The sequence below is a fragment of the Pedobacter frigidisoli genome, from assembly GCF_032678525.1.
GTDB classification, from domain to species: domain Bacteria; phylum Bacteroidota; class Bacteroidia; order Sphingobacteriales; family Sphingobacteriaceae; genus Pedobacter; species Pedobacter frigidisoli_A.
This window is the reverse complement of sequence record NZ_JAVTSE010000010.1, coordinates 1-21448: the sequence shown is the minus strand read 5'-3', so window position 1 is coordinate 21448 and position 21448 is coordinate 1. Positions and strand designations below refer to the sequence as shown.

The following is a 21448-nucleotide window of genomic DNA, read 5'->3' as shown; positions in this document are numbered from 1 at the left end:
ATTGGCAATATGGTTTTTGGTATCACGTTAATTTAGATTTCTGTACTCATTTGGCGTCATGCCGGTTTTTTGCTTAAAAATCCTGGTAAAATGCTGCTGATATTTAAAGCCGAGATTGCTTGCAATTTCATTGACGGTTTTTGAGCGATCAAAAATATAGGTTTTTGCCTGGTCTATCATTTTGGTTTGGATGTAATCTAGTGCGGTACTGCCGGTTTCCTTCTTGATCAGGTCGCCAAAATAGTTCGGTGAGAGGTGCAACCGATCTGCACAATAGGCCACGCTTGGAAGACCTAGCGCTGATGCCTTGCCAGACTGAAAATAATCGATCAAAAGGGTTTCAAAGCGGACCAGGATATCCTTATTTGCATGGCTACGGGTGATAAACTGGCGATCATAGAAGCGCATACAATAGTTCAGGAAGAGTTCGATGTTGGAAACGATCAGCGTCTTGCTGTGCTTGTCGATGTTCTGCTCTATTTCTGCAGAAATCTTTTTCAGGGAATCCATTATCGTCTCTTTCTCCTTTTTAGAGAGGTGAAGTGCCTCATTAACTTCATATGAAAAGAAGGTATACTCCCCTATGGTTTTCCCGAGATGCGTACCCTTTAGCAGATCAGGATGAAATACCAGTCCATATCCTGACGGAATCACTGCTTTGCCATTGCTGTCTATTCCGTAGACCTGTCCTGGTTGAACAAATACCATGGTTCCATCCTCATAATCATAGGTTTGGCAACCATAAGTCATGTTGCCACATTTGATATTCTTGAAAAATATTGCATAGATACCCATGTAATGTCGATAGTGGATAATGGTTGGAATTTCGTTGAAATTAACCACACTAACTAAGGGATGCAGTGTATCTACCCCGACATAATCATTATACTGGCGGACAGTGTCCAATCTTTTTACCTCTGCCATATCATTGGTTTATAGATCAAATTTAGCAAAAATGAATCTTCGTAGTTCACGTGTAATAGAGAATCCGTAAAAGCGGTAAACAAAACAGTATTCTGTATAACACCGAAGCCAGCACTGCTGCCGATATTTGCATTACAAATTTTAGAAAGGCAAGCTCACCAGGAGCAGTATTTCAAATCAAATTCGATGATAATGAATGCAGCAGATGAACAAGTAAATATTTTAGAAAGGTTAAGGTCAGGTGAACTCATTCGTTTAAACGACCCTGAATATTATCAAATAAATGAAGTGGTGGGAAGAACCATCAAGCTTTCCGGGCAGCTGAATAATGCGACTGACATCAATTCCATACGTGATCTATTTAGCGAGATCATTAGTACCAGAATTGATGAAAGCACGACAATTTTTGCTCCCTTTTATACCAACTTCGGAAAGTTTATCACTATAGGCAAGAACGTCTTCATCAACCATGCATGCTCATTTCTCGATATGGGCGGTATCACCATCGAAGATGATGTTCTGATCGGGCCGAGGGTTAACCTTGTGACCGAAAATCATCCATTGGATCCGGCAGATAGAAGCGCCTTGCTTACAAAGCCAATTGTGATCAAACGAAATGCGTGGATTGGTGCAGGAGCAACCATACTTCCGGGGATTACCGTCGGAGAAAATGCTGTAGTTGCCGCCGGAGCCGTTGTTTCAAAAGACGTAGCAACAAATACTGTTGTCGGAGGTGTGCCTGCTAGATTTATTAAGAGAATTTAACAATTAAATCTACAAAGATGCGAGATTGCCATAGATGCTACATATATTGTTCGCCTTCAGTTACATGCTAGTAGGAAGGAAATTAGCAGGAAAATACATGGCGCAAGGGGAATGGAGGCACTTAAAGTCAGTAGTACCTTCGCAGTAAAAATAGAACTGGAAAATAAAATGAAAATAAACATCAAAAATTTAATAATGCTGTTAGTTATGATTACGCTAACCACAGCTTGTTATCAAGATATAAAAAATAAAACTATGGAAACAGAAAACTCGCTTTTTCCAAAAGGCGACAAATTGGAGAGCGGATATTTTACAGGTGATGCATTCTTAAAGCCTTTACTCGCAAAAGACAGGAACAACGAATTTGCACTGGGGAGTGTAACTTTTGAACCGGGAGCAAGAACCAATTGGCACACACATCCTAAGGGTCAAGTACTGATTGTGACTGAGGGAGAAGGCTTTTACCAGGAAAAAGGTAAATCTGCTCAATCAATAAAAAAAGGTGATGTGGTTAATATTCCAGAGAATATAACGCACTGGCACGGAGCAACGGCGAATACCCGGATGGTACATATTGCCATAAGCAACTACAAAGGAGAAGAGAATGTTACCTGGCTTAAACCAGTGAGCGACGAAGAATTTGACGCAGTAAATAAATAATTAATTACAAAAACCATGAGTAAAATCAAGTTTTTCAAATGGATGCTTTGTTTCATTTTAATCATAGTTGGAAGGACAATCATGAACGCACAAACAATATCTAAAACTTCGGATCTTAATCCAGGACAGAGAAGTCTGGTAACGATTTCCGCTCTCACTGCAAAGGGAGATTTGGAAAATCTCAACACTCAACTTCATATCGCACTGGATGAGGGCCTTACGGTCAATGAAACGAAAGAAGTCCTCGTTCAGCTGTACGCGTATTGTGGTTTCCCCCGGAGCCTTAACGCAATCAATACTTTTATGGGAGTATTGGAGGAGAGAAAATTGAAAGGAATTATTGATAAACAAGGCCCGGCAACAACTAATAGAAGTGACACAGCTGATAAATACGAACAGGGCAGGAAAGTCCTGGAACAGCTAACAGGAACGCCACAGGCTAAGCCTGCGCCAGGTTTTGGTGAGTTCGCACCCAGGGTTGATGCATTTTTGAAGGAGCATTTGTTCGGCGATATTTTTGAAAGTGATGTGCTTACCTATCAGCAAAGAGAATTAGTCACAATATCAGCATTGGCTGCGATGCCGGGTGTTGAACCACAGCTTCAAGCCCACATCAAAATGGGAATCAATACCGGCATCACGAATGGACAACTCGTAGAGGTTGCAAACATGATCGCAAAATTAGTAAGCAAAACTCAGGCAAACGTTTTATATAAATTAATAAATAAACCTGAACTCCCGCTTATAGCAGCCGACATGATGGTTCGCATTTCCGAAATTGAGGTACTACCTGATTTTCTGGAAGAATACAAATCGATCCTTAAAGAAGAATCAGCTGTATCAGTGAAAATTGAACCAGGGGTTATAGCGCTGTTCGCGATGTATCAAAAAGAAAATCCGGTTCAGGTTAGAATTGTCGAAATCTATGCCAACAAAGAAGCTTACCAGTCACATTTGAAAACTACACATTTTCAGCACTATAAAACCACCACTATGAAAATGGTAAAATCTTTAAAGCTAGTTGATATGACAGATGTTGATACGCAAACAATGCAAGGAATATTCAAAAAAATAAATTAACTTAAACATCTTCACTTATGGATGAGTATCTCTATTGCAGGCTTTACTAACTCAATTTCAGGCGATATCTATTCTTTGTTACAATAGAATTTCATAATGGAAACACAATGCTTGGTGGACCACATATAGACAAAAAAGCAATTGAAGGAATGAATAGCCTTAGTGTATCAATCAACTTTGACTTATATGTTGGCGGAAAAAGTTTCAAAGAGTAACACTGCACTGTGCATAGCGAATTTGTTCAAAGTGGCTGATGATGAATTATCACTGATGGGATCAGGGAAATATCTTGTATATGTTGTTTCTTTTTACAAAACGGGCTATCTCAATCGTGTTTTCATTCTTATAAAACCCCAATCGATAATCCCCTACTCTCCAACGACAAGCTGTAACGAACCCCCTCATTTTTTTAATATTTGCAAGTTCTTCTAAACTTTCAGCATTTTCAATCTCTAAAATGAAGTCTTTAATTTTAGATTTCATTTTTTTATCGTTGAGTTTCTGAATATCATTTAAAAGACTTCGTAAAAAATAATGTCCATTAGTCCAAAGCCTTCATTAATTCCTCACGGCTTACTATATCACTTCTATCTGCTTGTTGCATAAGTAATAATACCCCCAAATCTTCTTTATCTTCTTCAGACCATGTCATCAGCCGCTCTTTTTCTTTATATTCTACATAAAAAGAGACAGCCTTTTCCATAACTGATTTAACGCTCACTTCTTCAAAAACAGACAATATTTTTAACTTAGTTAAAAGACTTTCGTTAATATCAATGTTCTTTTTCATTCCGTAATTTCTTTCAAAGCAATTATATACAAAACATTTTATATATAAAAAGTATATAGTATACTATTGCATCTTACCTTTATAAGGCTTAGTGTCATGGAATCATTCATATTTACTTATTAAATTGATTGTAACATTGCATACGGTGTCGTATCTAACCCGGCACAAAAAAGAAGGTATAGTAACCCGTATTGATGATAACAGTGTTTGAGGATCAAACAAAAATTATCGGAGGTATAAAAATTTTCAATTGGATATAATCAAAATATTTTCTAAGTTTAAACCGTAAGCGCTAAGCTGCTCATTCCTATTATTACCGTTTAAACATCCCATATGTGCGTAATACCATAGCTATCCTACGGCTTTTGAGCTGACAGGGGGCTATGGTTTTTGATATGCTAATGGATAAATATGATAATAGACCAAAGTTATACCGACTGTAAAGCCAAGCTTACCGCCTTTCGAGCCAGCTATGAACAAATCAGTACCATTCCCCGAACGGTAACCCACTTTTTTGATCATTTGTATCTGTTGCGCAACTGTTTAACGCATTTGAATACAGCACTGGAAATAGCACCAGAGCTATCCGCAGATGATAAAGTCATCATCTGCACCATTTGTTCCTGGCACCTGTATGTGTTGTTTCCCTCCCGCCGCATTTACCGGCCTCTGGAAATGGAAGGGATAGATACCATTGCCGATTTATTAAACAGCAATATGGAAACCTTGCGCAGTATACGGGGTTTAGACGAATCGGCGGTCGACAAAATTAACATCACACTCTGTCAGCACAACCTGTATTTCGGTATGCTTGATAATCACGACCACATCTTCGAGCAAGAACCATTGGAGATGGACTGCAGTATGGTTTCGACCGGAGGATGATAAACCGTAAACGCGCCTGTCTTTTTATCAAATCGCTTTGCTGGTTTTTACCGCTCATAAGTTTAATAGCGCAATTCTACTAACTTTTTTTAGTGTAACCATAATAGTTCATCAACAACTTGTACAAATGTTTTTGCTTATTATTGCGCCGTAGATGAAATTACCTGAGGTCAGGTAAATGATTCCATACATCAATTTTTTATGAAACATATATTCAGATCAGCCTTATTGGGCGGACTATTGTTAATAGCTGTTACTTCTTTTGCCCAAAAAAGTTTTACACCCGAATGGAGCAAAGGGATTGTGTGGTACCAGATTTTTCCGGAGCGTTTTAATAATGGCGATACTGCCAATGACCCAAAAGCCGAAGACCAGGACGGGGCTTACCCCTTTAATACCACTTCGCCGTTTCAAATCCATCCCTGGACGAGCGACTGGTACGAACTGCAACCTTATGAACAGCAAAATGGTAAGGATATTTACTACAACCTGCAACGTCGCCGGTATGGCGGGGATTTAAAGGGCGTTATCGATAAACTGGATTACATCAAGTCTTTAGGCGTTGATGCCATTTACATGACGCCTATTTTCTGGTCTCCATCGTCGCACAAATATGATGCCTTGTGTTACCACCACGTTGATCCCACTTTTGGACCCGACCCTAAAGGTGATATTGCCTTAATGGAAAAGGAAAACCCTCTGGATGTAAAAACCTGGGTGTGGACAAAGGCCGATCTTTTAGCTTTAAGGCTTATTAAAGAGGTTCATGCCCGAAATATGCGAATTATTTTCGATGGTGTATTTAACCACATGGGCGTAAAAAGTTTTGCCTTCCGTGATGTAGAGAAAAATCAGCAGGCTTCACCATATGCAGATTGGTTTACGGTGAAAAGCTGGAACGACGCCGCCAAGGGTACTACTTTTGATTATAGCGGATGGTTTGGCGTAAAGACATTGCCAGAATTCAAGGAAGATGAGCATGGCATAGTGGCTGGCCCAAAACAATATATTTTTAATGCCACTAAACGCTGGATGAATCCTATGGATAAGGGCACAAAAGATGGAATTGATGGTTGGCGCCTGGATGTGGCATATGATGTGGGACATCCCTTCTGGAAAGACTGGAGAAAATGGGTACGCAGCATTAACCCAACTGCTTACATGACTGCAGAGCTGGTTTATCCTATAGATCAGACCAAGCCTTACTTGCAGGGTGATGAGTTCGATGCGACAATGAACTACAATTTTGCATTCATTATGCATGATTTTTTTATTCAGGACAAAACAGGCTCTTCCGTAACGGCATTCGACGCCCGTTTGCGAGAGCTGCGTGAGGCCTTTGGGAATGATGTGGCGCTAAATATGCAGAACCTGATGAACAGTCATGACGCTACCCGCCTGGCAAGTGCGGTTGCTAATCCTGACGGGTTAAAATTTGGTGATTGGGGAAATTATTTCAACTGGAGCCAAAAGAGTAACAACAAAAGTTATAATGCCCGTAAACCTACGGCCAGTCAGATACAGAAACAGAAGTTGATTGCTGCTTTTCAGATGCTATACTTAGGATCGCCCATGATTTTTTATGGAGATGAGGCTGGAATTTGGGGCGGTAATGACCCTGATTGCCGCAAGCCCATGATTTGGGAAGGCAAAAAATACGATCCCGAAACCTATAATCCGGACCAGACCAAACATGACGCCGACCCCGTTGCCTTCAACAGGGAGCTATTTGAATGGTACCAGAAGTTTATGGGCTTGCGCAAAAAGTATAAATCGCTGCAACTCGGAGACTTTACTACAATTGAAAAAAATGATGCTCAAAGATTCTATGTTTTCAGCCGAAAATACAATAATGAAGAAGTACTGGTGCTGGTGAACCGTTCTGATAAGTCAATTCATTATAAAAGTGCGAAATTAAAGGGTAGCCAGTATAGGGACGTTTTTTCAAAAAAGGTGCTAAGCTCGGTAACGATTGAGCCTATGAATCTGGTGGTATTAGCGAAGTAAATCTTTTAAGGTTTGATGATGAAGAATATTAATATGTTAACGATTTAAACTTTCTCGACTTCATCTAAGGCTTTCACATTCTCAAAGTGATCTTTAACAAAGCGAATTGATTTCTCTTCATGTGTAGTAATTGATGAAAGTTCGATTTATCCCGGTTTTTTTGAGCTATTAAAGTATGCTCATGCAATTTAGAAAAATTACTTGAAGCGTTGGACTCCATAAAGTGCTCATTCCTGGATTAGACAACACCCGCTTCTACTGAGGAGGATTCTAATGTAAAGCGTTATCCCAAGCAAGAATCCTCAAAGATGATGGCAATTTACTTCGTATGATCTTCAATATTGGTTATTAGATACTCAATAATTTGATGGATGTTCTCTTCTCTTTTAATGTCTCTATCAGTCCATCCCGGATCATAATCGTAAATAAAATTTCTTACCCTATCCCCAAGCTTGATTTCAAAATAAGCTTGAGAGCCGGAATCATTGTAGTGCTCAACATTTTTGTTTTTATTAAATTTCTTCAACTGTGTATTACCACAATTGTAAAGAAAGGTTGATGTTGAAACCATATCGCTTATAATACTCTCCTTGAGTAGCTTCCCGGAAATCGACTAAACCATCGCCTATGGTTTTTCAGCGGATAATGAGGGATGTCGACAAGAAGTATCTGGACCATCTGGACAAAATCTCCATCTATTAAGATTTCATTTAGCTCAAATATTTTGCTGTTATTAAAATATAATACGATACCATTTCGGTCGCCAAACCTTGTTGCATAGCTAATTTTGCTATATCCATCAATTTCAGATATCGAAAACTTATAACCTGAAAACAAATATCCGGCATTGAAGATACCCTCTGTATAAGAAAAAGAAATTGGCTTAATCAGTGAGAGAATCCCGTCATATAAAAATAATAAAGCTGCTATAATCAACATGCATTTCAGCCACAGAGGATAAAGAAATTTTTCAGGCGGAAATAATATAAAAATAATTAAACCTATTCCAACCAATGCGGAATATATCGTAGCAAGTAAGCGCAGTAGCCGGGTCTTATAATGGAGATTTGAAAATGTCATATCTGATTTAAAAGTTGATAATTGATTTTATTGACATGCAGGCGCTGCCATATAATCTGCTTCGGTAAATGTATAAGTAATTTTAAATAACTCTTAAATATAAGCAACAACAATAGCAAATATGAATTGCAGCTAAATTTAGTTGCTAATCTGGATTTGTGTTTTGAACCAGGTTAGGGTACAATGTAGTCCACCTCCGCGATTGAATTTTAAACAGTATTTAACAGAAACGACTTAGCTATTAAAAAACAAAATGGCTAAGTCGCTATTTCTTTAGGCTATTGTTACAGCTTAAATACAAACAGCTTTTTATCTTTGACAAATGGAAAACGTTTCACCAGTGCTTGACTACATTCAAAGGTATATATCGCTGAACGAAGATGAGCAGCAGTTTCTGAGCTCATTCTTACAAATCAAAAAAATCAGAAAAAAGCAACACCTGGTGCAACCTGGTTTTGTTTGTACTCATAAAAGCTATGTGGTAAAAGGTGCTTTAAGGGCTTATCTTGTAGATCGTGAAGGCAAAGAACATACTTTAGCTTTTGCCATAGAAGATTGGTGGGTATCTGATTATAGCAGTTTGATTTACCAGCAACCCGCCACACTATTTGTGGAGGCCCTGGAAGACTGTTCATTAATACAGATCAGCTACGCATCAGAACAGGAACTATTTGATAAAATACCGCAATTGGAAAAATTCGAACGCATTATTACACAGCGATCACTAGCCTTTCAGCACAAAAGACTTCTTGAGAATTTTACACATACAGCAGAAGAACGCTATGACGAATTTCTGCGCAAATATCCAGAGATTGTACGGCGGGTACCACAATATGCTTTGGCTTCATATCTTGGTTTTAGCACGGAATATTTAAGTAAAATCCGGAACCGTAAAGCGGGGAAAAGTTAATCTAGTTCATTGATTTTTCCTAATCTGGTTCATCTTTATTACGTTCTGCCAGCTGCATCTTTGTATTGTCGGTATGACAACAAATTTAGAACAAAAGATATGAACAAGACTATTTTGATCACGGGCGGAAGCCGTGGACTAGGAAAAGAAATGGCACTGAGTGTGGCTAAAGAAGGCAATGATGTGATTTTAACTTATCACACCAAAAAACAAGAGGCTGAGGGTGTAGTGTCTGAGATAAAAAAACTGGGACGGAATGCGGTGGCCCTGCAATTGGATGTTTATAACAGCGATTCAATAAGTGATTTCGCCAATGATGTTAAACGTTACCTGGAAGTGAATAATACAACCCTTTATGCTTTGGTAAATAATGCGGGCACCGGATCTTATGAACCCATATCCGACACAGCCGGAGATCAAATCGACAGGTTGTATACCATGCACTTTAAGTCTGTATTTTTACTGGCAAAGGAATTTAGCACAATCATTCCGGAAGGTGGCAGCATTATTAACATATCTTCAGGTTATAGCAGATTTTCTGCAGTTGGTTTCTCCGTGTACGGAGCCATGAAAGGAGCCATCGATACACTCACCCGTTTCCAGGCACTGGAATTTGCACCATTTAAAATCAGGGTAAATGCTATTGCGCCTGGTGCTATAGAGACTGATTTTGCAGGTGGAATTGTTAGAGACAATGCTGATATCAACAACTTTGTAGCAAACCAAACAGCATTAGCAAGAACAGGCCAACCAGATGATATAGGCAGTGTAGTTGCTTTTATGATCAGTGATGCAGCTAAATGGATCAATGGTCAGAGGATCGAGGTGTCAGGTGGAATTTATCTGTAGCATCAATAAGCCTGTGAATCAATGGATTTGCAGGCTTATTGTTTTTGATTGTTTGTCGTAGAGATGTTATCCTTTCCTTTTACGAATCATGCTTAAAAATACTGGTGTAATCCCCAGGTAAGACGCAATATATTTCTGGGCGATGCGCTGTTCAAGTTTGGGATAAAGTTGCTGAAACTGCAGATAACGTTCTTCGGCGGATCGGGAGATGATTGAATTTACGCGTCGCTGGTATAAGCTGAAACCATTTTGTGCCAATATTCTGAAAAATCGTTCCATTTTAGGCACATCAGCATATAATTGCTCCAAAGCCGGATAACTAAAATAAAATAGTGCCGTATCTTCTAATGCGGAGATGTTGTAATACGCTGGCACCTGACCGGAAAAGCTGGTCATGTCTGCAGCCCACCAGTTTTCGGTACAGAAGAGCACGACATGCTCCAAACCCTCTTTATCACGGTTAAAAACACGCAGGCAGCCTTCATCAACGAAGTAGAGATTACGGCATATTTCTCCGGTCGCTAACAGCATTTCGTTCTTTTTTAGTTTCTTATACTGAAGAACAGACTGTATATGAGTCTGTTCTTCAGCGTTAAGATTAACATGAAGTGCAAAGTTTGCAAAAATGTGTTCAAAAGAAAGCATGCTACAAGGTAGGAACAAATCCTATAATCCTGGTAAGCTTGTTTTCATCATTGTATTCAGCATAATCTTTTCCGGTAAACTCACCATGGCCAGGGATGTTGATCTTCCAGCTGTAAAAACAATGTTGATCAAAATATTCCGGTTCACTCAATAGCGAAAAGGTACGGCTGGGAACTTTCTCATGCGAGGACATTACCAGATCAACAAATGCATCAATTCCAATTACCAAAGGCGTGTTCATATCCTGGTAAGTAATTTCATCAGCTAAGATGTGTACTAAAGCAGCTTTTACTTCCTGTTTTGTTTTCTCGTTCCAGGCGTTTGTATAGCGCTCAATTGTTTCTGTCATATTTTTCATACCACAAAACTAGGGAATCGCCATCAGCCAGAAATTAAAGTAGTTTAATAAAATGCTTTTATTTAAGGCAAGAGATGGGCATTCCCCCGTTCAACTGAAGCACATCACCACGGCATTCATGATGTCTGGCCTATTTTCTCGGCATTCATTTACGGTGCAAAGTGACCTGTGTTATCAAAATGTTTTATCAATGTGATACCGCTTTCAGTCCGATAATGGAGCCAATGAGGGTAAGGAGAAAGAGCAGCCTTAAAAAGGTTGCCGGCTCTTTAAATACCAGTATTCCCACCAATGCGGTGCCAACTGCACCGATGCCCGTCCATACCGCGTACGCCGTTCCAATGGGTAGCGTTTGAGTAGCCTTGATGAGGAGTACCATACTTAACGTAAGCATCACCAAAAACCCGGCATACCAGCCGTACATTTCATTTCCGGAGCTATCCTTAGCCCTGCCAAGACAGAAGGCGAATGCCACCTCGCAAAGGCCCCCGATAATTAAAAGTATCCAGTTCATTTTTTTATGATTTATAGCGGCAAAGTAAACCTCGCCTTATTTTTCTCAATTCCACCAATAGGCTGGCAGAAGTAACAAAACTACGTAATCTGTTAATGACTAAAAATGCTATTTTCACATGTAAACATGCCTATATAACCATGCTTTTCAACATGCAGCAAACTGTACTTAAGAAAGTACTGACAACCAGAAGTTTATCTTCCCATACCAAATCAACCAGGATATATTCTAATGCCGTTTTAATAAAAGCTTAAACTATTTGCGGCTTAACGGGGTTGTATCGCTAAATTTTAGATGTTTCAGATGCACTTGCAGAAACAAAATCTAAAAACATTACACACAAATAAAAACATCCCTGTTACCATGTCAGCACGCTCAGAAAAAATAAAATCCTTTAATCAGAATAGGGTCCCAGAAATCCTTCAGCTAAAATATGAAGCCATGAGGGAAAACGCCTTCAGGTTTTACAGGGGTACCTGCGGGCTTTTTTACGAAAGGTTATCTAAGGTGAAACATATTCCCGCTTCTCCGACAGGCTGGATTTGTGGCGACCTGCATCTGGAGAATTTTGGCAGTTACCGGGGAAATAACAAACTGGTTTACTTCGACCTGAATGATTTCGATGAGGCGATAAAGGCGCCGGTGCTTTGGGAAGTGATCCGTTTGGTAACCAGTATACTTATTGCCTTCCAAACATTGGAAATAGAATCAGATCAGGCCATGCACATGGCGGGGTTGTTTATTAAAACCTATGCGGCAACCTTGTTTGGCGGAAAGGCAATGGACCTGGATCCACGGACTTCCAAAGGGATTGTACGTGATTTTCTCACCCGCGCAGAAAAAAGCAAATATGGCGATTTGCTGAAAAAACGGACGCTTGAAAAAGGCGGTAAAATATTATTAGACCTGGAGGATGAGCGCCATTTTAAATTGGATAAGGCGTTAAAATCTGAATTGAAAGAGCATATAACTAGTTGGCTTTTAAATAATAACGACAGCCCGTATAATTATAAGGTTAAGGATGTAGTATACCGGATTGCCGGAACAGGTAGCCTGGGACAAAAGCGGTATTTGTTTTTGCTAAAAAGTACCAATAGAAAAGACAGTTACCTGCTGATTGATATGAAGGAGGCTTACCCATCATCTCTGGCAAATGTTGTTAAAGAACAACAACCCCAATGGACTTCTGAAGCTGAACGTATTGTAAGGGTTCAAAAAAGGATGCAGCATGTTTCCTCCTCGCTCCTCTCGACAAGTGAGTTCAAAGGTGCGCATTACGTAATGCAGGAACTTCAGCCGGTGAAAGACACTATTAAATTTAAACTGATCAGGGAAGATTACCGGCATATTTATCAGGTGATTGATGACATGGCCATGTTAACCGCATCGTCACAACTACGTAGTTCTGGTATGGATGGTACTGCAACTAAGGATGAACTGAAAGCTTTTGCTGATAGAAATGACTGGCAGGATAGCCTGCTTAAAATTTGTACGGAACAGGCAGCACTGGTTTGCGCTGATTACGGCGCTTTTTTGCAGGATTACCGGAACGGGGATTATGAAACGCCAAACCAGGAATAGCACAGATAAGGATGCCTGGTGTTTTAACGATTTTAGAAAGCATGGGTGGCTTTCTGAATAGCAATAAAAAATTAAAGAACCGGTTGCACGATCCAATCCTAAACCGGTTTCACGAAGGTTTAGTAACAGCTTCGGGAAAAGATTTGTTTGGCTATTCCGTCATTCTTCATTTGATTCTTCTAATGAATGAGATGTTTGTCTTCCACATTTTTTAATAATTTCGTTTTTCGGATAATGCGAATCCAGAATACCGAACAAACAAATCCGGAAATGATTTGAGCAGGAAGAATGACAACCCTCATGACTTCACTGAATGCATTTACATTTTTGTAAATATATGGCACGAAGTGTACCTGTGGGTCGGTAAAACAGTACAGGTAATAAATCATTATCGTCCTGAAAGTGGTGATGATTAACACAGTTAGCGCCATCGTTAGTGGCGATAGCTTCTTCAGATTCCCCAACATCATGAACAGGATAGCTAGTGCTGTGTTAACAATAAGTTCCAGGATGAAAAAGCCAACATGAACAATATCATAAGTAGGTTCCAGGCCCGCCTTCTGATCCTTTAAGAATGCAAGAAGGTCAATACATTCCAATAAAACGAAGGCCGCATATATACCATACAACCAGGCATACAACCTGGTGAGGTGATTTCCTTTCTGCATCATGACTGTAAACTCCCGCATGCCTGGCTTGATCGATTGATGTTTTGCTATCATAAGCTTTGGGTAGAGGTATTCTAATTTTTAACCGTTTCCAGCTTTTTGTTATCGCGATCGATGCGTTTAAGTATCCATGACAGGATGATCACAAATACCACATAGGTAACGAAAACGTAGTAACCTGGCTGTAAGGAAGACTTGTTTGCAGTAATGGTTTTCAGTGTATCGGTATCCATGTTTAGCCCCGAAAGCTGACTCTTTAATATACCATTCAATCCGATATAAGTCATGGCGATTCCTACTACCATCACATCAGCCATATCCCATTTACCTAGTTCGAGTGCTATATACCGGATTATTTTGTTGTCGGCATAACGGTCTCTTCCCCATACATAAATGGCCCTGCCCACCAACCTGACTACCGGGAGTACCACCACAAATAGCAGGATTAATACACCTACGATTACCGCATCGGGTTTTGGTTGCGCCATTAAAGTTTGAACAATTCCAAGAATACTTTTACTTTGAAAAAACAGCACCTGGTTCATAAAAGTTATTTTCTCACCAAGCAACATAAAATCGAGCCGCTCCATGCGGGCGTCGACCTCAATGATGGTAGTACTTACCCCTACCCATATCAGTACGAGGGCGATCAATGCGGAGAGTACGAAAAGCGAAGGATGGAGCCACCTGTATTTTCGCAAAGGGATCCATAACAATAAAGCAAACAGCGCACAGGCCGCCATTGCATAAAAATAGTTTTTCAATTGTACCTGAATAGCTGTAATCTTTGATTTTATGCTTTCTTCAAAATCACTAACATTATCAACTTTATATTTTTGATAAATGTACTTGCTTACTTTTGTGGTGGCAGAGCTGGAACGGTCGAACGTTTGCTTTTCGAGCTCTTCCATTTTGCTGGTGGCAATCCCCTTTAAGCGCTTCATACTGCCCGGGCTATTGATTTTATTGATAATGGTGCGTGCAAATGAGGGAACCTGTGCATGCAATTCATCTGTATCTACAAAGGTATTGAAAGCCAGTTTCTTCAGCTTGCCGGCAAGTGACTTCTGAGGTTTGGTAATTTCCCGGGTTGTTTTGTTGATTAAACCATTAAGTTGCCCTTCAATTTCTTTCTGAAGGTCTTCTTTCTGATCGGTATTCATATTGAAATTACCCACCTGATGGTTCACTACGTTGCCAATCTTTTCGCCCCATTCATCTACAGAAAATATACCGAAGGTGATGTTGTTGATCAGGCTGTAATCTTCCTTTATTTCTTCCTGCTGCCTTGAAAGCACATGTTGCTCCATACCCAGATAAACCATAATGGCAAGCAATGCCAGGAGGACGGTGATCAGTACCGCGGTACTGACGTTTTTTGTTGTGCGGGAAACCTGTTGAATTTGTGCTGACATGCTATGATCAAATTTTTGGTTAATAAGGTCCGGGTTAGTGGGCATTGTGAGGGGTAATGGATTTTAGTATCGTGGACAAGATTAATCCATAAAGTACGAAGCTGATGAAAATAATGTAGCCGGGTTGCAGTGCGGTGTTATTAGTGGCGATAACGGTCAGTGTTTCACTTTTTAGGTTAAGTGCTCCTAACTGACTATCGAGCAAACCATTTAGACCGATATAGGCCATTAATATGGCAATCACAATCACATCAGCCATGCTCCATTTACCTGACTGAAATGCGAAATATTTCACCACCCCATTTTCAGCAATCTTTTTACCGGAAAGCAGATGTACTCCTGTAGCGCTTAGTTTGACTACAGGAAACAAAATACTGAAAACCAGGATGAGTACACCTACCAGAATGGAATCGATTCCGGGTTGGGTGATGAGTACATGAACCACATCCATGATGCTTTTACTTTGGAAGAACAGTACCTGATCTTTGAAGGTGACATGTTCTTTAAGCAACACAAAATCAAGGGAACTGATGCGGGCATCTACTTCAATCATCGAAGCGGTGAGTCCAACAGCAAGTAAAATAAAGGCGAATAGCAACGACATGATGAACAAAGTGGCATGCAGATCAGTGCGTTTGCGAAGAAACCACCAGGTTAGCAATACGATGGCGATACATCCCAGCATCCCAAAAGAATAGCTATAGGTAAGTGTGCGGATTTTCTGCAGACGGTTTTCGAGATTAGTGTTGATTTGGCTGGCATCTTTAACCTGATATCTTCTAAAAACAGTATCTACTTGAGCTTTGTATGCCGTTAGTGCGCTGTCGATTTTCTCATTCTGCTCGATTTCATTGAATTTTTTCATCGCCTTTCGGCTGAGCATTTTCTTATTTTTCGGATTGTTTACTTCAGCAATAATCTGGCTGGCAAATGCCGGCACCTGTGCTTTGATCTTATCGGTATCGACGAAGTTTTTAATGGCAAACTTCTGGATTTTGCCGCTAATGGTTTTTTTCTTTTTGTTTACCAAAGCTTCAGCTTTATCAATCAGTGCGAGCAGAATCTGCTCCACTTCCTTATGTAAGTCTTTGCTTTGCTGCTTAGTCATGCTAAAATGCCGGACCTGATGGTTTACAATCCCGGCTACCCGATCTCTCCATTGTTCGACGGAAAAAAGGCCATAGGTAATATTGTTAATGTGTGCATAGTCTTGTTTGATTTGCTCCTGTTTGCCTGATAAGATATGCAACTGGTAACCGAAATACCCCTCAGTTCCCAGCAATAAAGCCAGTATCATAATGAGTAGCCATTTACCTCTCTGGCTTGCTGACCGATCAGCTTTTTGTTGGTTAGAATATGTTGTGGTGGCCATATGTAATTGATCTGCTGATGATAAAACTGTCATTAGTGACGCCACTTTTTGACCATTATCCATACCACAACATCAAATTGTAAAAATGGTTTTAAAGGGGCAAAAAATTGATTCATACAGTCTGAATGCATTGAAGTTTAACTGTGTAGTTTTTTAAAAATTTCGCGTAAAGTGGTGTCAGGAAAAACTAAAAAAGACAACTGTTGTTATGGTAAAAAACGCCTGAACCAATGAACCGAAATTACGCTGAAAAGAAAAAGCAACATCATTATTTGTTTGCCCTTGCCCTGATCATCATGTTAATTTTCCTGTGCCGCGCACTTGGCCCTGAACACTATAATGTTTGGTTGGCTCAATAACATTTACGGGTTGGTGATATGCGTATTGAAATGTATACAGTTAAGCTGACATGGTACATGTTGGATTGCTTACCTGATGTCGCGTTTGTTGCTTTACCTGAAATTGCCCGGTAGCTTCAATGACTAAAAATTGTAAAACCTGCCTCAAAATTATGTTAAAGACCATAATAAACAAGAAAGCTCTAACTTTTAGCGTAACAAAAGCGTGAATAAAGCACAATGAGTACGACATTTGCTAAATCCTTTTATGTAGATTAATTATACGTCGTAGATCCGATTAAATGAACTTATGCGCATAGGTACAGTTACCCACATTGACCCGATATTAAGAAGGGGATATATTGAAGATGAGAATGAACAAGACATTTGCTTTACGTTGGACTCATCAACCGAACACATTAGTGCAGCAGACAGCGTTAGCTTTGAAATTATTCTTGACCAAAATGGCCTGATTGCTACGCACTTAAAAAGATTAGCTGAATCAGAAAATACTCAAAGTTATGGCAGTTATTTTTGCCCGGATAGCCACACCGGTGAGCTGAAACAATTTTGTGATTATCGGTAAATAAGGCAGGGTTTATTTTAGCTCAGCCAGTGATTTGGAAGTTCAGTTGGTTGCGCAATAACCTCTTTCTGAATATAGACATGCGTATTGCTTTGTATTTCAGCATCAGCAAATTTGATGAGCATATTCAATATTTTTGGAGATATACTGGTTTTATCTGCCGGCAGTAAACCGAAAAGTCTCATTAATGTTGTGGTACTTATGTAATCGTTCTGCCTGATAAAAATCGCAACCGATAGTTGATCACAAGCCTTACGATTTACCTCTATATTTCCAATTTTGTTGAGCAAGCCCGCACGTAGCGCCTGCAGGTTATCGAAACCGTACATATTGATCAGTTAAGTCACTAAAGTAAGACATAGCTCCAGCATCTACAAATCATTATAGCTAAACCGTTTAAAGTAAGGTAAAAACACCCTGTCAAATGTATAGTTTCAACAGGGTGTAATGTATGTCCTGCTCAATTTAAGCAGATCACTATTCTGTATTCGTAAGTTCAATATATCGTTTAGCCCGCAAAACCACCTAAAGTACTGATTAGCATTACAAAAAGTACGATGAGCGTTATGACAATGTACAGCTTATCTTTTTCGAGCGTAAAGCCTATTAAAGATAACAGTATGCGCATAATGGGCGTGGCTATGAGTACCAGCACGCCAAACTGAATGATGCCTTTAGCGTGCCCGCTAAGCAGGCCACTGAAAATGCCCTGAAATGTGGTGAAGCCAGCACTTTCACCACGAAACTGAGCATATGACGGCATGGGATCTCCTCCCATATGAATCAGGTAAAGGATTCCCCCTACAAATACAATACAGCTTGCGGTGACTACCCCTACCCGCAAAAGACGGCCAACCAGCTGCTCGATGTCGTAATCTTTAATATGTTTTTTAACTTCTTTTGTTTTCATCATTTTTTATTCTTAAAATTTATGCAGGAAACCGTTATACATCATCTCAACAGCCACAAAAACAATGGCTACGCAAAAAATGTAACGTAGCACTGTAGGGTTTATCCGGGAAAGCAGTTTTGAACCCAAAAATGCCCCACCGAGTACACCTAGTACTACTGGAAAAGCAATAGCCGGATCCATATAACCGCGTTGCAAATACACAACTGCACTGGCAGCAGCGGTAACCCCAATCATAAAATTACTGGTGGTGGTACTTACCTTAAAGGGAATATGCATGGCAGTATCCATTGCAAGCACTTTTAAGGCGCCCGAACCGATTCCTAGTAAACCGGAAATGACGCCGGCGAGTGTCATAATGGAAAAGCCTGCACCCACATTTTTGAGTTCATACTTAACAATACCCTCCGCCGTGGGATAGCTGCCGTTTAATTTCAGCTTTGCTGCCAGGGGGCTACCATGTTGCAGTGCATCCTGATTCTTTTTTCTGATGGTCATGGCTGCAGAAAACAAAAGGATGCTTCCAAAAAAAATAGCAATGGTATTGGTTGGGGTGTAAACGGCAATCACCGCACCCATCACCGCACCAACTGTTGTGGCTATTTCCAGAAACATACCCAGCCGTATATTGGTTATGCCTTCTTTAACATATGCGCTTGCAGCGCCCGAAGAGTTAGCAATTGACGCCAGTAAAGCTGCACCTATGGCATACCGGATATCTACATGAAAGACGAGCGTTAATAATGGAATAACCACCACCCCGCCACCAAGACCTGTAAGCGAGCCCACGAGGCCCGCCAGAAAAGCACCCAGCAATAGAATAATGGAAAAAGTTAGAATAGTCATAATGGTAATTAATAATTGTTTTCAAGAATTTCATTTGTGATCTGGCAGGCTTTAGCAGCATCTGCATTTTGGATGGCATTATAGAGTTCCTCATGAAGGTGGTGGCTCATGGCAAAATGACTTAAACCCTGTTTTTCACGCTTCAGAAAGAAGTCGCGGATCAATGCCGTAAAACTGCGATACATATCAGCCAGAACTTTGTTGCCTGATGCATCTGCTATGGCTGCATGGAAAGCAATGTCGGCATTAATACAATCCTGCCGGTTTTCGTCAAAAATTGCATCCTTTCTGGCTTTCAACTGTTCGGCCATCACTTTTAAGTTCAATGTTGAACGACGTGTGGCCGCAAGATTTACAATTTCAAGTTCCAGTAATTTACGAACCGCGTTAAGTTCATCAAAATCGGCACGCCGCAAACGCTGGTCTATGGTTTCTATGAGACTTACGTCACTTACAAATGTTCCCGATCCTTGTTGAACACGTAATATGCCAATCTGAACTAATGATCGAACAGCTTCACGGATGGTGGAACGGCCAACACTGTACATTTCCATCAATTCGCCTTCGGATGGTATCTTGTCATTCTCCTTCCAGCGACCTGAAATAATATCCTGACGGATTTGCCTGGTCACCTTATCACCTAGCCTTTCTTTAGTATCATTCATAGACACAAAGGTATGATGTTAGTTTTAAACATCAGATGTTTAGTTTCGATATGACATTAATCAGATGATGAGATTAATAGCCCATGACTAATTATTGTTAATGAATACCCCGAGATAAAATTAGTTAACTACAGATTGTTCTGTTTGTTGTATAAGGCGGAGAACTGTTTGTGTAAAACGTTTTGGAGAGATGGGTTTTCCGAGGTAACATTCAAATGAACCATCAATATTACGGATGTCTTGTTCAAGATTGGAGGAGGCGTAAATGACATTTTTTACACGTGACTTTAAATGCTGCCATAATTCTGTCCCTTTCATACCGTCCATATCAACGTCGAGAAAGAGGATGTCAATCTGATCATCAGAAGTGATTTCGGCAAGGGCATTTAACGGACTGTTGTACGTTTTTGATAAATTAAGAAATTCACATTCATTGATATAATCATGCAGGATATCTATTGCATGTTTCTCATCATCCACGATGGCACAGTTGTACGGCATAAAAGTCTAGCTAAGTATACAAATATGCTTTGCGAAAACTTATATCCCAAATAAAATAATTAAATAGGGTGAAATTACGGTAACAGAGGCTAACTGCCTAAACCCTGGTATAAATCAAAAAAATACGTCTGACAAGTGAAGATGAATTGACTGGATATGGCATATAGAGTGGCGATAGAGAGCGCTAATCACTCTTTCTATCGCTCATAAATACTCATCTTTTCAGCAAGTTCAATAATACTTTTAATCTTTAACTTCTGAAACAAACGAAGTTTATAAGTACTTACTGTTCCCATTTGCAGGCTGAGCTGATTCGAAATTTCCAGCACCCCAATTCCCTTTGTCAGCAACTCAGCTACTTCAAGTTCTCTTGAAGAAAGTTTTGTAAATGGATTATCGGTATCATTGCCCAATATGCTATTGAACATGTTTTCTTTGACATTTCTGCTTGAGTACCTGCTACCCGCAAGTATCGTGGTAATTGCTGTTACAATTTCTGATTCCTCTGCATTTTTAGTCAGGTACCCTGATGCACCAGATTTAAGATAAGGTACTGCATAGATATTTTCATTCAGTGAAGAAAATACCAGGATTTTGGCGTTTGGCTGAACCAGTTTTAGCTGATCAATTACTTTGAGGTTGTTTCCACCCGGCAGGTTTACATCGATGATGATGAGGTTGGGTGCTTTTTCTGTTTCAATTAGTGCCTGTTCCAGCGTAGATGCCTGAAGCAGCTGAACACCGGCCCAGAAATCTGCAATCAGACTTTTTAAACCTCTGCGAATGATCTCATGGTCATCAGCGATAAGAATAGTAAACGTCGATACGGCGTTTTTAGGTTTCAATGAATTTGGGATAGTTGACAATGTTGTAATGTTAGTTGTGATATATTGCTTGTTATATTGTTTTTCTTTTTTGTTTCTTTTGTTGATTCATTTTAACTTGATCTTAGAACACCCTTGGCGTGGCCAGGCGGATGTTTTGCTTGATGAATGAGTAGGCAATCGAGATCTCATGTGTACCCCCGCTATAGCCCTGTAATGGACCAATCGAGAAATCATAGCCATAACCAATCCTGATTTTTTCTGATGGGAAAATT

25 protein-coding genes are annotated in these 21448 nt (G+C 39.9%); 9 read left to right on the top strand and 16 right to left on the bottom strand.

Annotated elements, in window-relative coordinates:
• Positions 1-27: 27 nt before the first annotated feature.
• A complete protein-coding gene (locus tag R2Q80_RS20515) occupies positions 28-924 on the bottom strand; it encodes a helix-turn-helix transcriptional regulator (protein ID WP_316801405.1) in 897 nt (298 codons plus the stop codon).
• A 192-nt stretch (positions 925-1116) separates the two neighbouring features.
• Between R2Q80_RS20515 and R2Q80_RS20510 the strand changes: the two genes are divergently transcribed.
• From R2Q80_RS20510 to R2Q80_RS20500, 3 genes are all read left to right on the top strand, one after another.
• Positions 1117-1689 carry a DapH/DapD/GlmU-related protein gene (locus R2Q80_RS20510; RefSeq protein WP_316801404.1) on the top strand — a complete coding sequence of 191 codons (573 nt, stop codon included), beginning with the start codon at positions 1117-1119 and terminating at the stop codon, positions 1687-1689.
• 255 nt (positions 1690-1944) lie between these two features.
• Entirely contained in the window at positions 1945-2349 is a 405-nt protein-coding gene (locus R2Q80_RS20505; protein ID WP_316801403.1) for a cupin domain-containing protein, read from the top strand.
• Positions 2350-2430: 81 nt separating this feature from the next.
• Positions 2431-3429, top strand: coding sequence for a carboxymuconolactone decarboxylase family protein (locus tag R2Q80_RS20500; protein ID WP_316801402.1), 999 nt, complete (start codon positions 2431-2433; stop codon positions 3427-3429).
• Positions 3430-3705: 276 nt separating this feature from the next.
• On the opposite strand, the gene R2Q80_RS20495 is transcribed toward R2Q80_RS20500, so the two are convergent.
• The gene (locus R2Q80_RS20495; RefSeq protein WP_316801401.1) at positions 3706-3912 is read right to left on the bottom strand and encodes a plasmid stabilization protein; all 207 of its coding nucleotides are present in this window, start codon (positions 3910-3912) and stop codon (positions 3706-3708) included.
• A gap of 58 nt (positions 3913-3970) precedes the next feature.
• Positions 3971-4219 (bottom strand): hypothetical protein, encoded by a 249-nt coding sequence (locus tag R2Q80_RS20490; protein ID WP_316801400.1) that lies wholly within the window; start codon positions 4217-4219, stop codon positions 3971-3973.
• A gap of 411 nt (positions 4220-4630) precedes the next feature.
• On the opposite strand from R2Q80_RS20490, the gene R2Q80_RS20485 reads away from it, so the two are divergent.
• From R2Q80_RS20485 to R2Q80_RS20470, 4 genes are all read left to right on the top strand, one after another.
• Positions 4631-5104, top strand: a complete 474-nt coding sequence (locus tag R2Q80_RS20485) for a hypothetical protein (protein ID WP_316801399.1) — start codon at positions 4631-4633, stop codon at positions 5102-5104.
• A 201-nt stretch (positions 5105-5305) separates the two neighbouring features.
• Entirely contained in the window at positions 5306-7111 is a 1806-nt protein-coding gene (locus R2Q80_RS20480; RefSeq protein ID WP_316801398.1) for a glycoside hydrolase family 13 protein, read from the top strand.
• A 1402-nt stretch (positions 7112-8513) separates the two neighbouring features.
• A complete protein-coding gene (locus R2Q80_RS20475) occupies positions 8514-9101 on the top strand; it encodes a Crp/Fnr family transcriptional regulator (protein ID WP_316801397.1) in 588 nt (195 codons plus the stop codon).
• Positions 9102-9200: 99 nt separating this feature from the next.
• The gene (locus R2Q80_RS20470; RefSeq protein WP_316801396.1) at positions 9201-9950 is read left to right on the top strand and encodes an SDR family oxidoreductase; all 750 of its coding nucleotides are present in this window, start codon (positions 9201-9203) and stop codon (positions 9948-9950) included.
• Between the two features lie 66 nt (positions 9951-10016).
• Here the strand turns inward: R2Q80_RS20470 and R2Q80_RS20465 are convergent, their stop codons facing one another.
• The 3 genes from R2Q80_RS20465 to R2Q80_RS20455 all read right to left on the bottom strand — a co-directional run bounded on the left by R2Q80_RS20465 (position 10017) and on the right by R2Q80_RS20455 (position 11467).
• Positions 10017-10595 (bottom strand): Crp/Fnr family transcriptional regulator, encoded by a 579-nt coding sequence (locus R2Q80_RS20465; RefSeq protein WP_316801395.1) that lies wholly within the window; start codon positions 10593-10595, stop codon positions 10017-10019.
• A 1-nt stretch (position 10596) separates the two neighbouring features.
• On the bottom strand, positions 10597-10944 hold the full coding sequence (locus R2Q80_RS20460) for a hypothetical protein (protein WP_316801394.1): 348 nt from the start codon (positions 10942-10944) through the stop codon (positions 10597-10599).
• 196 nt (positions 10945-11140) lie between these two features.
• A complete protein-coding gene (locus R2Q80_RS20455) occupies positions 11141-11467 on the bottom strand; it encodes a multidrug efflux SMR transporter (protein ID WP_316801393.1) in 327 nt (108 codons plus the stop codon).
• A 294-nt stretch (positions 11468-11761) separates the two neighbouring features.
• Between R2Q80_RS20455 and R2Q80_RS20450 the strand changes: the two genes are divergently transcribed.
• Positions 11762-13048 carry a DUF2252 domain-containing protein gene (locus R2Q80_RS20450; RefSeq protein WP_316801392.1) on the top strand — a complete coding sequence of 429 codons (1287 nt, stop codon included), beginning with the start codon at positions 11762-11764 and terminating at the stop codon, positions 13046-13048.
• A 179-nt stretch (positions 13049-13227) separates the two neighbouring features.
• On the opposite strand, the gene R2Q80_RS20445 is transcribed toward R2Q80_RS20450, so the two are convergent.
• The 3 genes from R2Q80_RS20445 to R2Q80_RS20435 are packed head-to-tail and all read right to left on the bottom strand — an operon-like array spanning position 13228 to position 16536.
• Positions 13228-13770 (bottom strand): hypothetical protein, encoded by a 543-nt coding sequence (locus R2Q80_RS20445; protein ID WP_316801391.1) that lies wholly within the window; start codon positions 13768-13770, stop codon positions 13228-13230.
• A gap of 20 nt (positions 13771-13790) precedes the next feature.
• Positions 13791-15131, bottom strand: coding sequence for a paraquat-inducible protein A (locus R2Q80_RS20440; protein WP_316801390.1), 1341 nt, complete (start codon positions 15129-15131; stop codon positions 13791-13793).
• 34 nt (positions 15132-15165) lie between these two features.
• Complete coding sequence (locus R2Q80_RS20435; RefSeq protein WP_316801389.1) at positions 15166-16536, bottom strand: paraquat-inducible protein A; 1371 nt, start codon at positions 16534-16536, stop codon at positions 15166-15168.
• Positions 16537-17151: 615 nt separating this feature from the next.
• On the opposite strand from R2Q80_RS20435, the gene R2Q80_RS20430 reads away from it, so the two are divergent.
• On the top strand, positions 17152-17427 hold the full coding sequence (locus R2Q80_RS20430) for a hypothetical protein (RefSeq protein WP_316801388.1): 276 nt from the start codon (positions 17152-17154) through the stop codon (positions 17425-17427).
• A 17-nt stretch (positions 17428-17444) separates the two neighbouring features.
• Here R2Q80_RS20430 and R2Q80_RS20425 read toward each other — a convergent pair whose 3' ends face one another.
• The 7 genes from R2Q80_RS20425 to R2Q80_RS20395 all read right to left on the bottom strand — a co-directional run bounded on the left by R2Q80_RS20425 (position 17445) and on the right by R2Q80_RS20395 (position 21423).
• The gene (locus R2Q80_RS20425) at positions 17445-17756 is read right to left on the bottom strand and encodes a hypothetical protein (RefSeq protein ID WP_316801387.1); all 312 of its coding nucleotides are present in this window, start codon (positions 17754-17756) and stop codon (positions 17445-17447) included.
• 179 nt (positions 17757-17935) lie between these two features.
• A complete protein-coding gene (locus R2Q80_RS20420; RefSeq protein WP_316801386.1) occupies positions 17936-18340 on the bottom strand; it encodes a DUF1634 domain-containing protein in 405 nt (134 codons plus the stop codon).
• 9 nt (positions 18341-18349) lie between these two features.
• Entirely contained in the window at positions 18350-19183 is an 834-nt protein-coding gene (locus tag R2Q80_RS20415) for a sulfite exporter TauE/SafE family protein (RefSeq protein ID WP_316801385.1), read from the bottom strand.
• A gap of 8 nt (positions 19184-19191) precedes the next feature.
• Entirely contained in the window at positions 19192-19848 is a 657-nt protein-coding gene (locus R2Q80_RS20410) for a FadR/GntR family transcriptional regulator (protein ID WP_316801384.1), read from the bottom strand.
• 120 nt (positions 19849-19968) lie between these two features.
• A complete protein-coding gene (locus tag R2Q80_RS20405) occupies positions 19969-20349 on the bottom strand; it encodes a response regulator (protein WP_316801383.1) in 381 nt (126 codons plus the stop codon).
• A gap of 197 nt (positions 20350-20546) precedes the next feature.
• Positions 20547-21194, bottom strand: a complete 648-nt coding sequence (locus R2Q80_RS20400; protein ID WP_316801382.1) for a response regulator transcription factor — start codon at positions 21192-21194, stop codon at positions 20547-20549.
• A 103-nt stretch (positions 21195-21297) separates the two neighbouring features.
• Positions 21298-21423 (bottom strand): hypothetical protein, encoded by a 126-nt coding sequence (locus tag R2Q80_RS20395; RefSeq protein ID WP_316801547.1) that lies wholly within the window; start codon positions 21421-21423, stop codon positions 21298-21300.
• Positions 21424-21448 lie beyond the last annotated feature (25 nt).

Bases quoted from the DNA above. Each gene is read 5' to 3' on its own strand.
- R2Q80_RS20515 (WP_316801405.1), bottom strand. From the start codon at position 924: ATGGCAGAGGTAAAAAGATTGGACACTGTCCGCCAGTATAATGATTAT.
- R2Q80_RS20510 (WP_316801404.1), top strand. From the start codon at position 1,117: ATGAATGCAGCAGATGAACAAGTAAATATTTTAGAAAGGTTAAGGTCA.
- R2Q80_RS20505 (WP_316801403.1), top strand. From the start codon at position 1,945: ATGGAAACAGAAAACTCGCTTTTTCCAAAAGGCGACAAATTGGAGAGC.
- R2Q80_RS20500 (WP_316801402.1), top strand. From the start codon at position 2,431: ATGAACGCACAAACAATATCTAAAACTTCGGATCTTAATCCAGGACAG.
- R2Q80_RS20495 (WP_316801401.1), bottom strand. From the start codon at position 3,912: ATGAAATCTAAAATTAAAGACTTCATTTTAGAGATTGAAAATGCTGAA.
- R2Q80_RS20490 (WP_316801400.1), bottom strand. From the start codon at position 4,219: ATGAAAAAGAACATTGATATTAACGAAAGTCTTTTAACTAAGTTAAAA.
- R2Q80_RS20485 (WP_316801399.1), top strand. From the start codon at position 4,631: ATGATAATAGACCAAAGTTATACCGACTGTAAAGCCAAGCTTACCGCC.
- R2Q80_RS20480 (WP_316801398.1), top strand. From the start codon at position 5,306: ATGAAACATATATTCAGATCAGCCTTATTGGGCGGACTATTGTTAATA.
- R2Q80_RS20475 (WP_316801397.1), top strand. From the start codon at position 8,514: ATGGAAAACGTTTCACCAGTGCTTGACTACATTCAAAGGTATATATCG.
- R2Q80_RS20470 (WP_316801396.1), top strand. From the start codon at position 9,201: ATGAACAAGACTATTTTGATCACGGGCGGAAGCCGTGGACTAGGAAAA.
- R2Q80_RS20465 (WP_316801395.1), bottom strand. From the start codon at position 10,595: ATGCTTTCTTTTGAACACATTTTTGCAAACTTTGCACTTCATGTTAAT.
- R2Q80_RS20460 (WP_316801394.1), bottom strand. From the start codon at position 10,944: ATGACAGAAACAATTGAGCGCTATACAAACGCCTGGAACGAGAAAACA.
- R2Q80_RS20455 (WP_316801393.1), bottom strand. From the start codon at position 11,467: ATGAACTGGATACTTTTAATTATCGGGGGCCTTTGCGAGGTGGCATTC.
- R2Q80_RS20450 (WP_316801392.1), top strand. From the start codon at position 11,762: ATGTTTCAGATGCACTTGCAGAAACAAAATCTAAAAACATTACACACA.
- R2Q80_RS20445 (WP_316801391.1), bottom strand. From the start codon at position 13,770: ATGATAGCAAAACATCAATCGATCAAGCCAGGCATGCGGGAGTTTACA.
- R2Q80_RS20440 (WP_316801390.1), bottom strand. From the start codon at position 15,131: ATGTCAGCACAAATTCAACAGGTTTCCCGCACAACAAAAAACGTCAGT.
- R2Q80_RS20435 (WP_316801389.1), bottom strand. From the start codon at position 16,536: ATGACAGTTTTATCATCAGCAGATCAATTACATATGGCCACCACAACA.
- R2Q80_RS20430 (WP_316801388.1), top strand. From the start codon at position 17,152: ATGCGCATAGGTACAGTTACCCACATTGACCCGATATTAAGAAGGGGA.
- R2Q80_RS20425 (WP_316801387.1), bottom strand. From the start codon at position 17,756: ATGTACGGTTTCGATAACCTGCAGGCGCTACGTGCGGGCTTGCTCAAC.
- R2Q80_RS20420 (WP_316801386.1), bottom strand. From the start codon at position 18,340: ATGATGAAAACAAAAGAAGTTAAAAAACATATTAAAGATTACGACATC.
- R2Q80_RS20415 (WP_316801385.1), bottom strand. From the start codon at position 19,183: ATGACTATTCTAACTTTTTCCATTATTCTATTGCTGGGTGCTTTTCTG.
- R2Q80_RS20410 (WP_316801384.1), bottom strand. From the start codon at position 19,848: ATGAATGATACTAAAGAAAGGCTAGGTGATAAGGTGACCAGGCAAATC.
- R2Q80_RS20405 (WP_316801383.1), bottom strand. From the start codon at position 20,349: ATGCCGTACAACTGTGCCATCGTGGATGATGAGAAACATGCAATAGAT.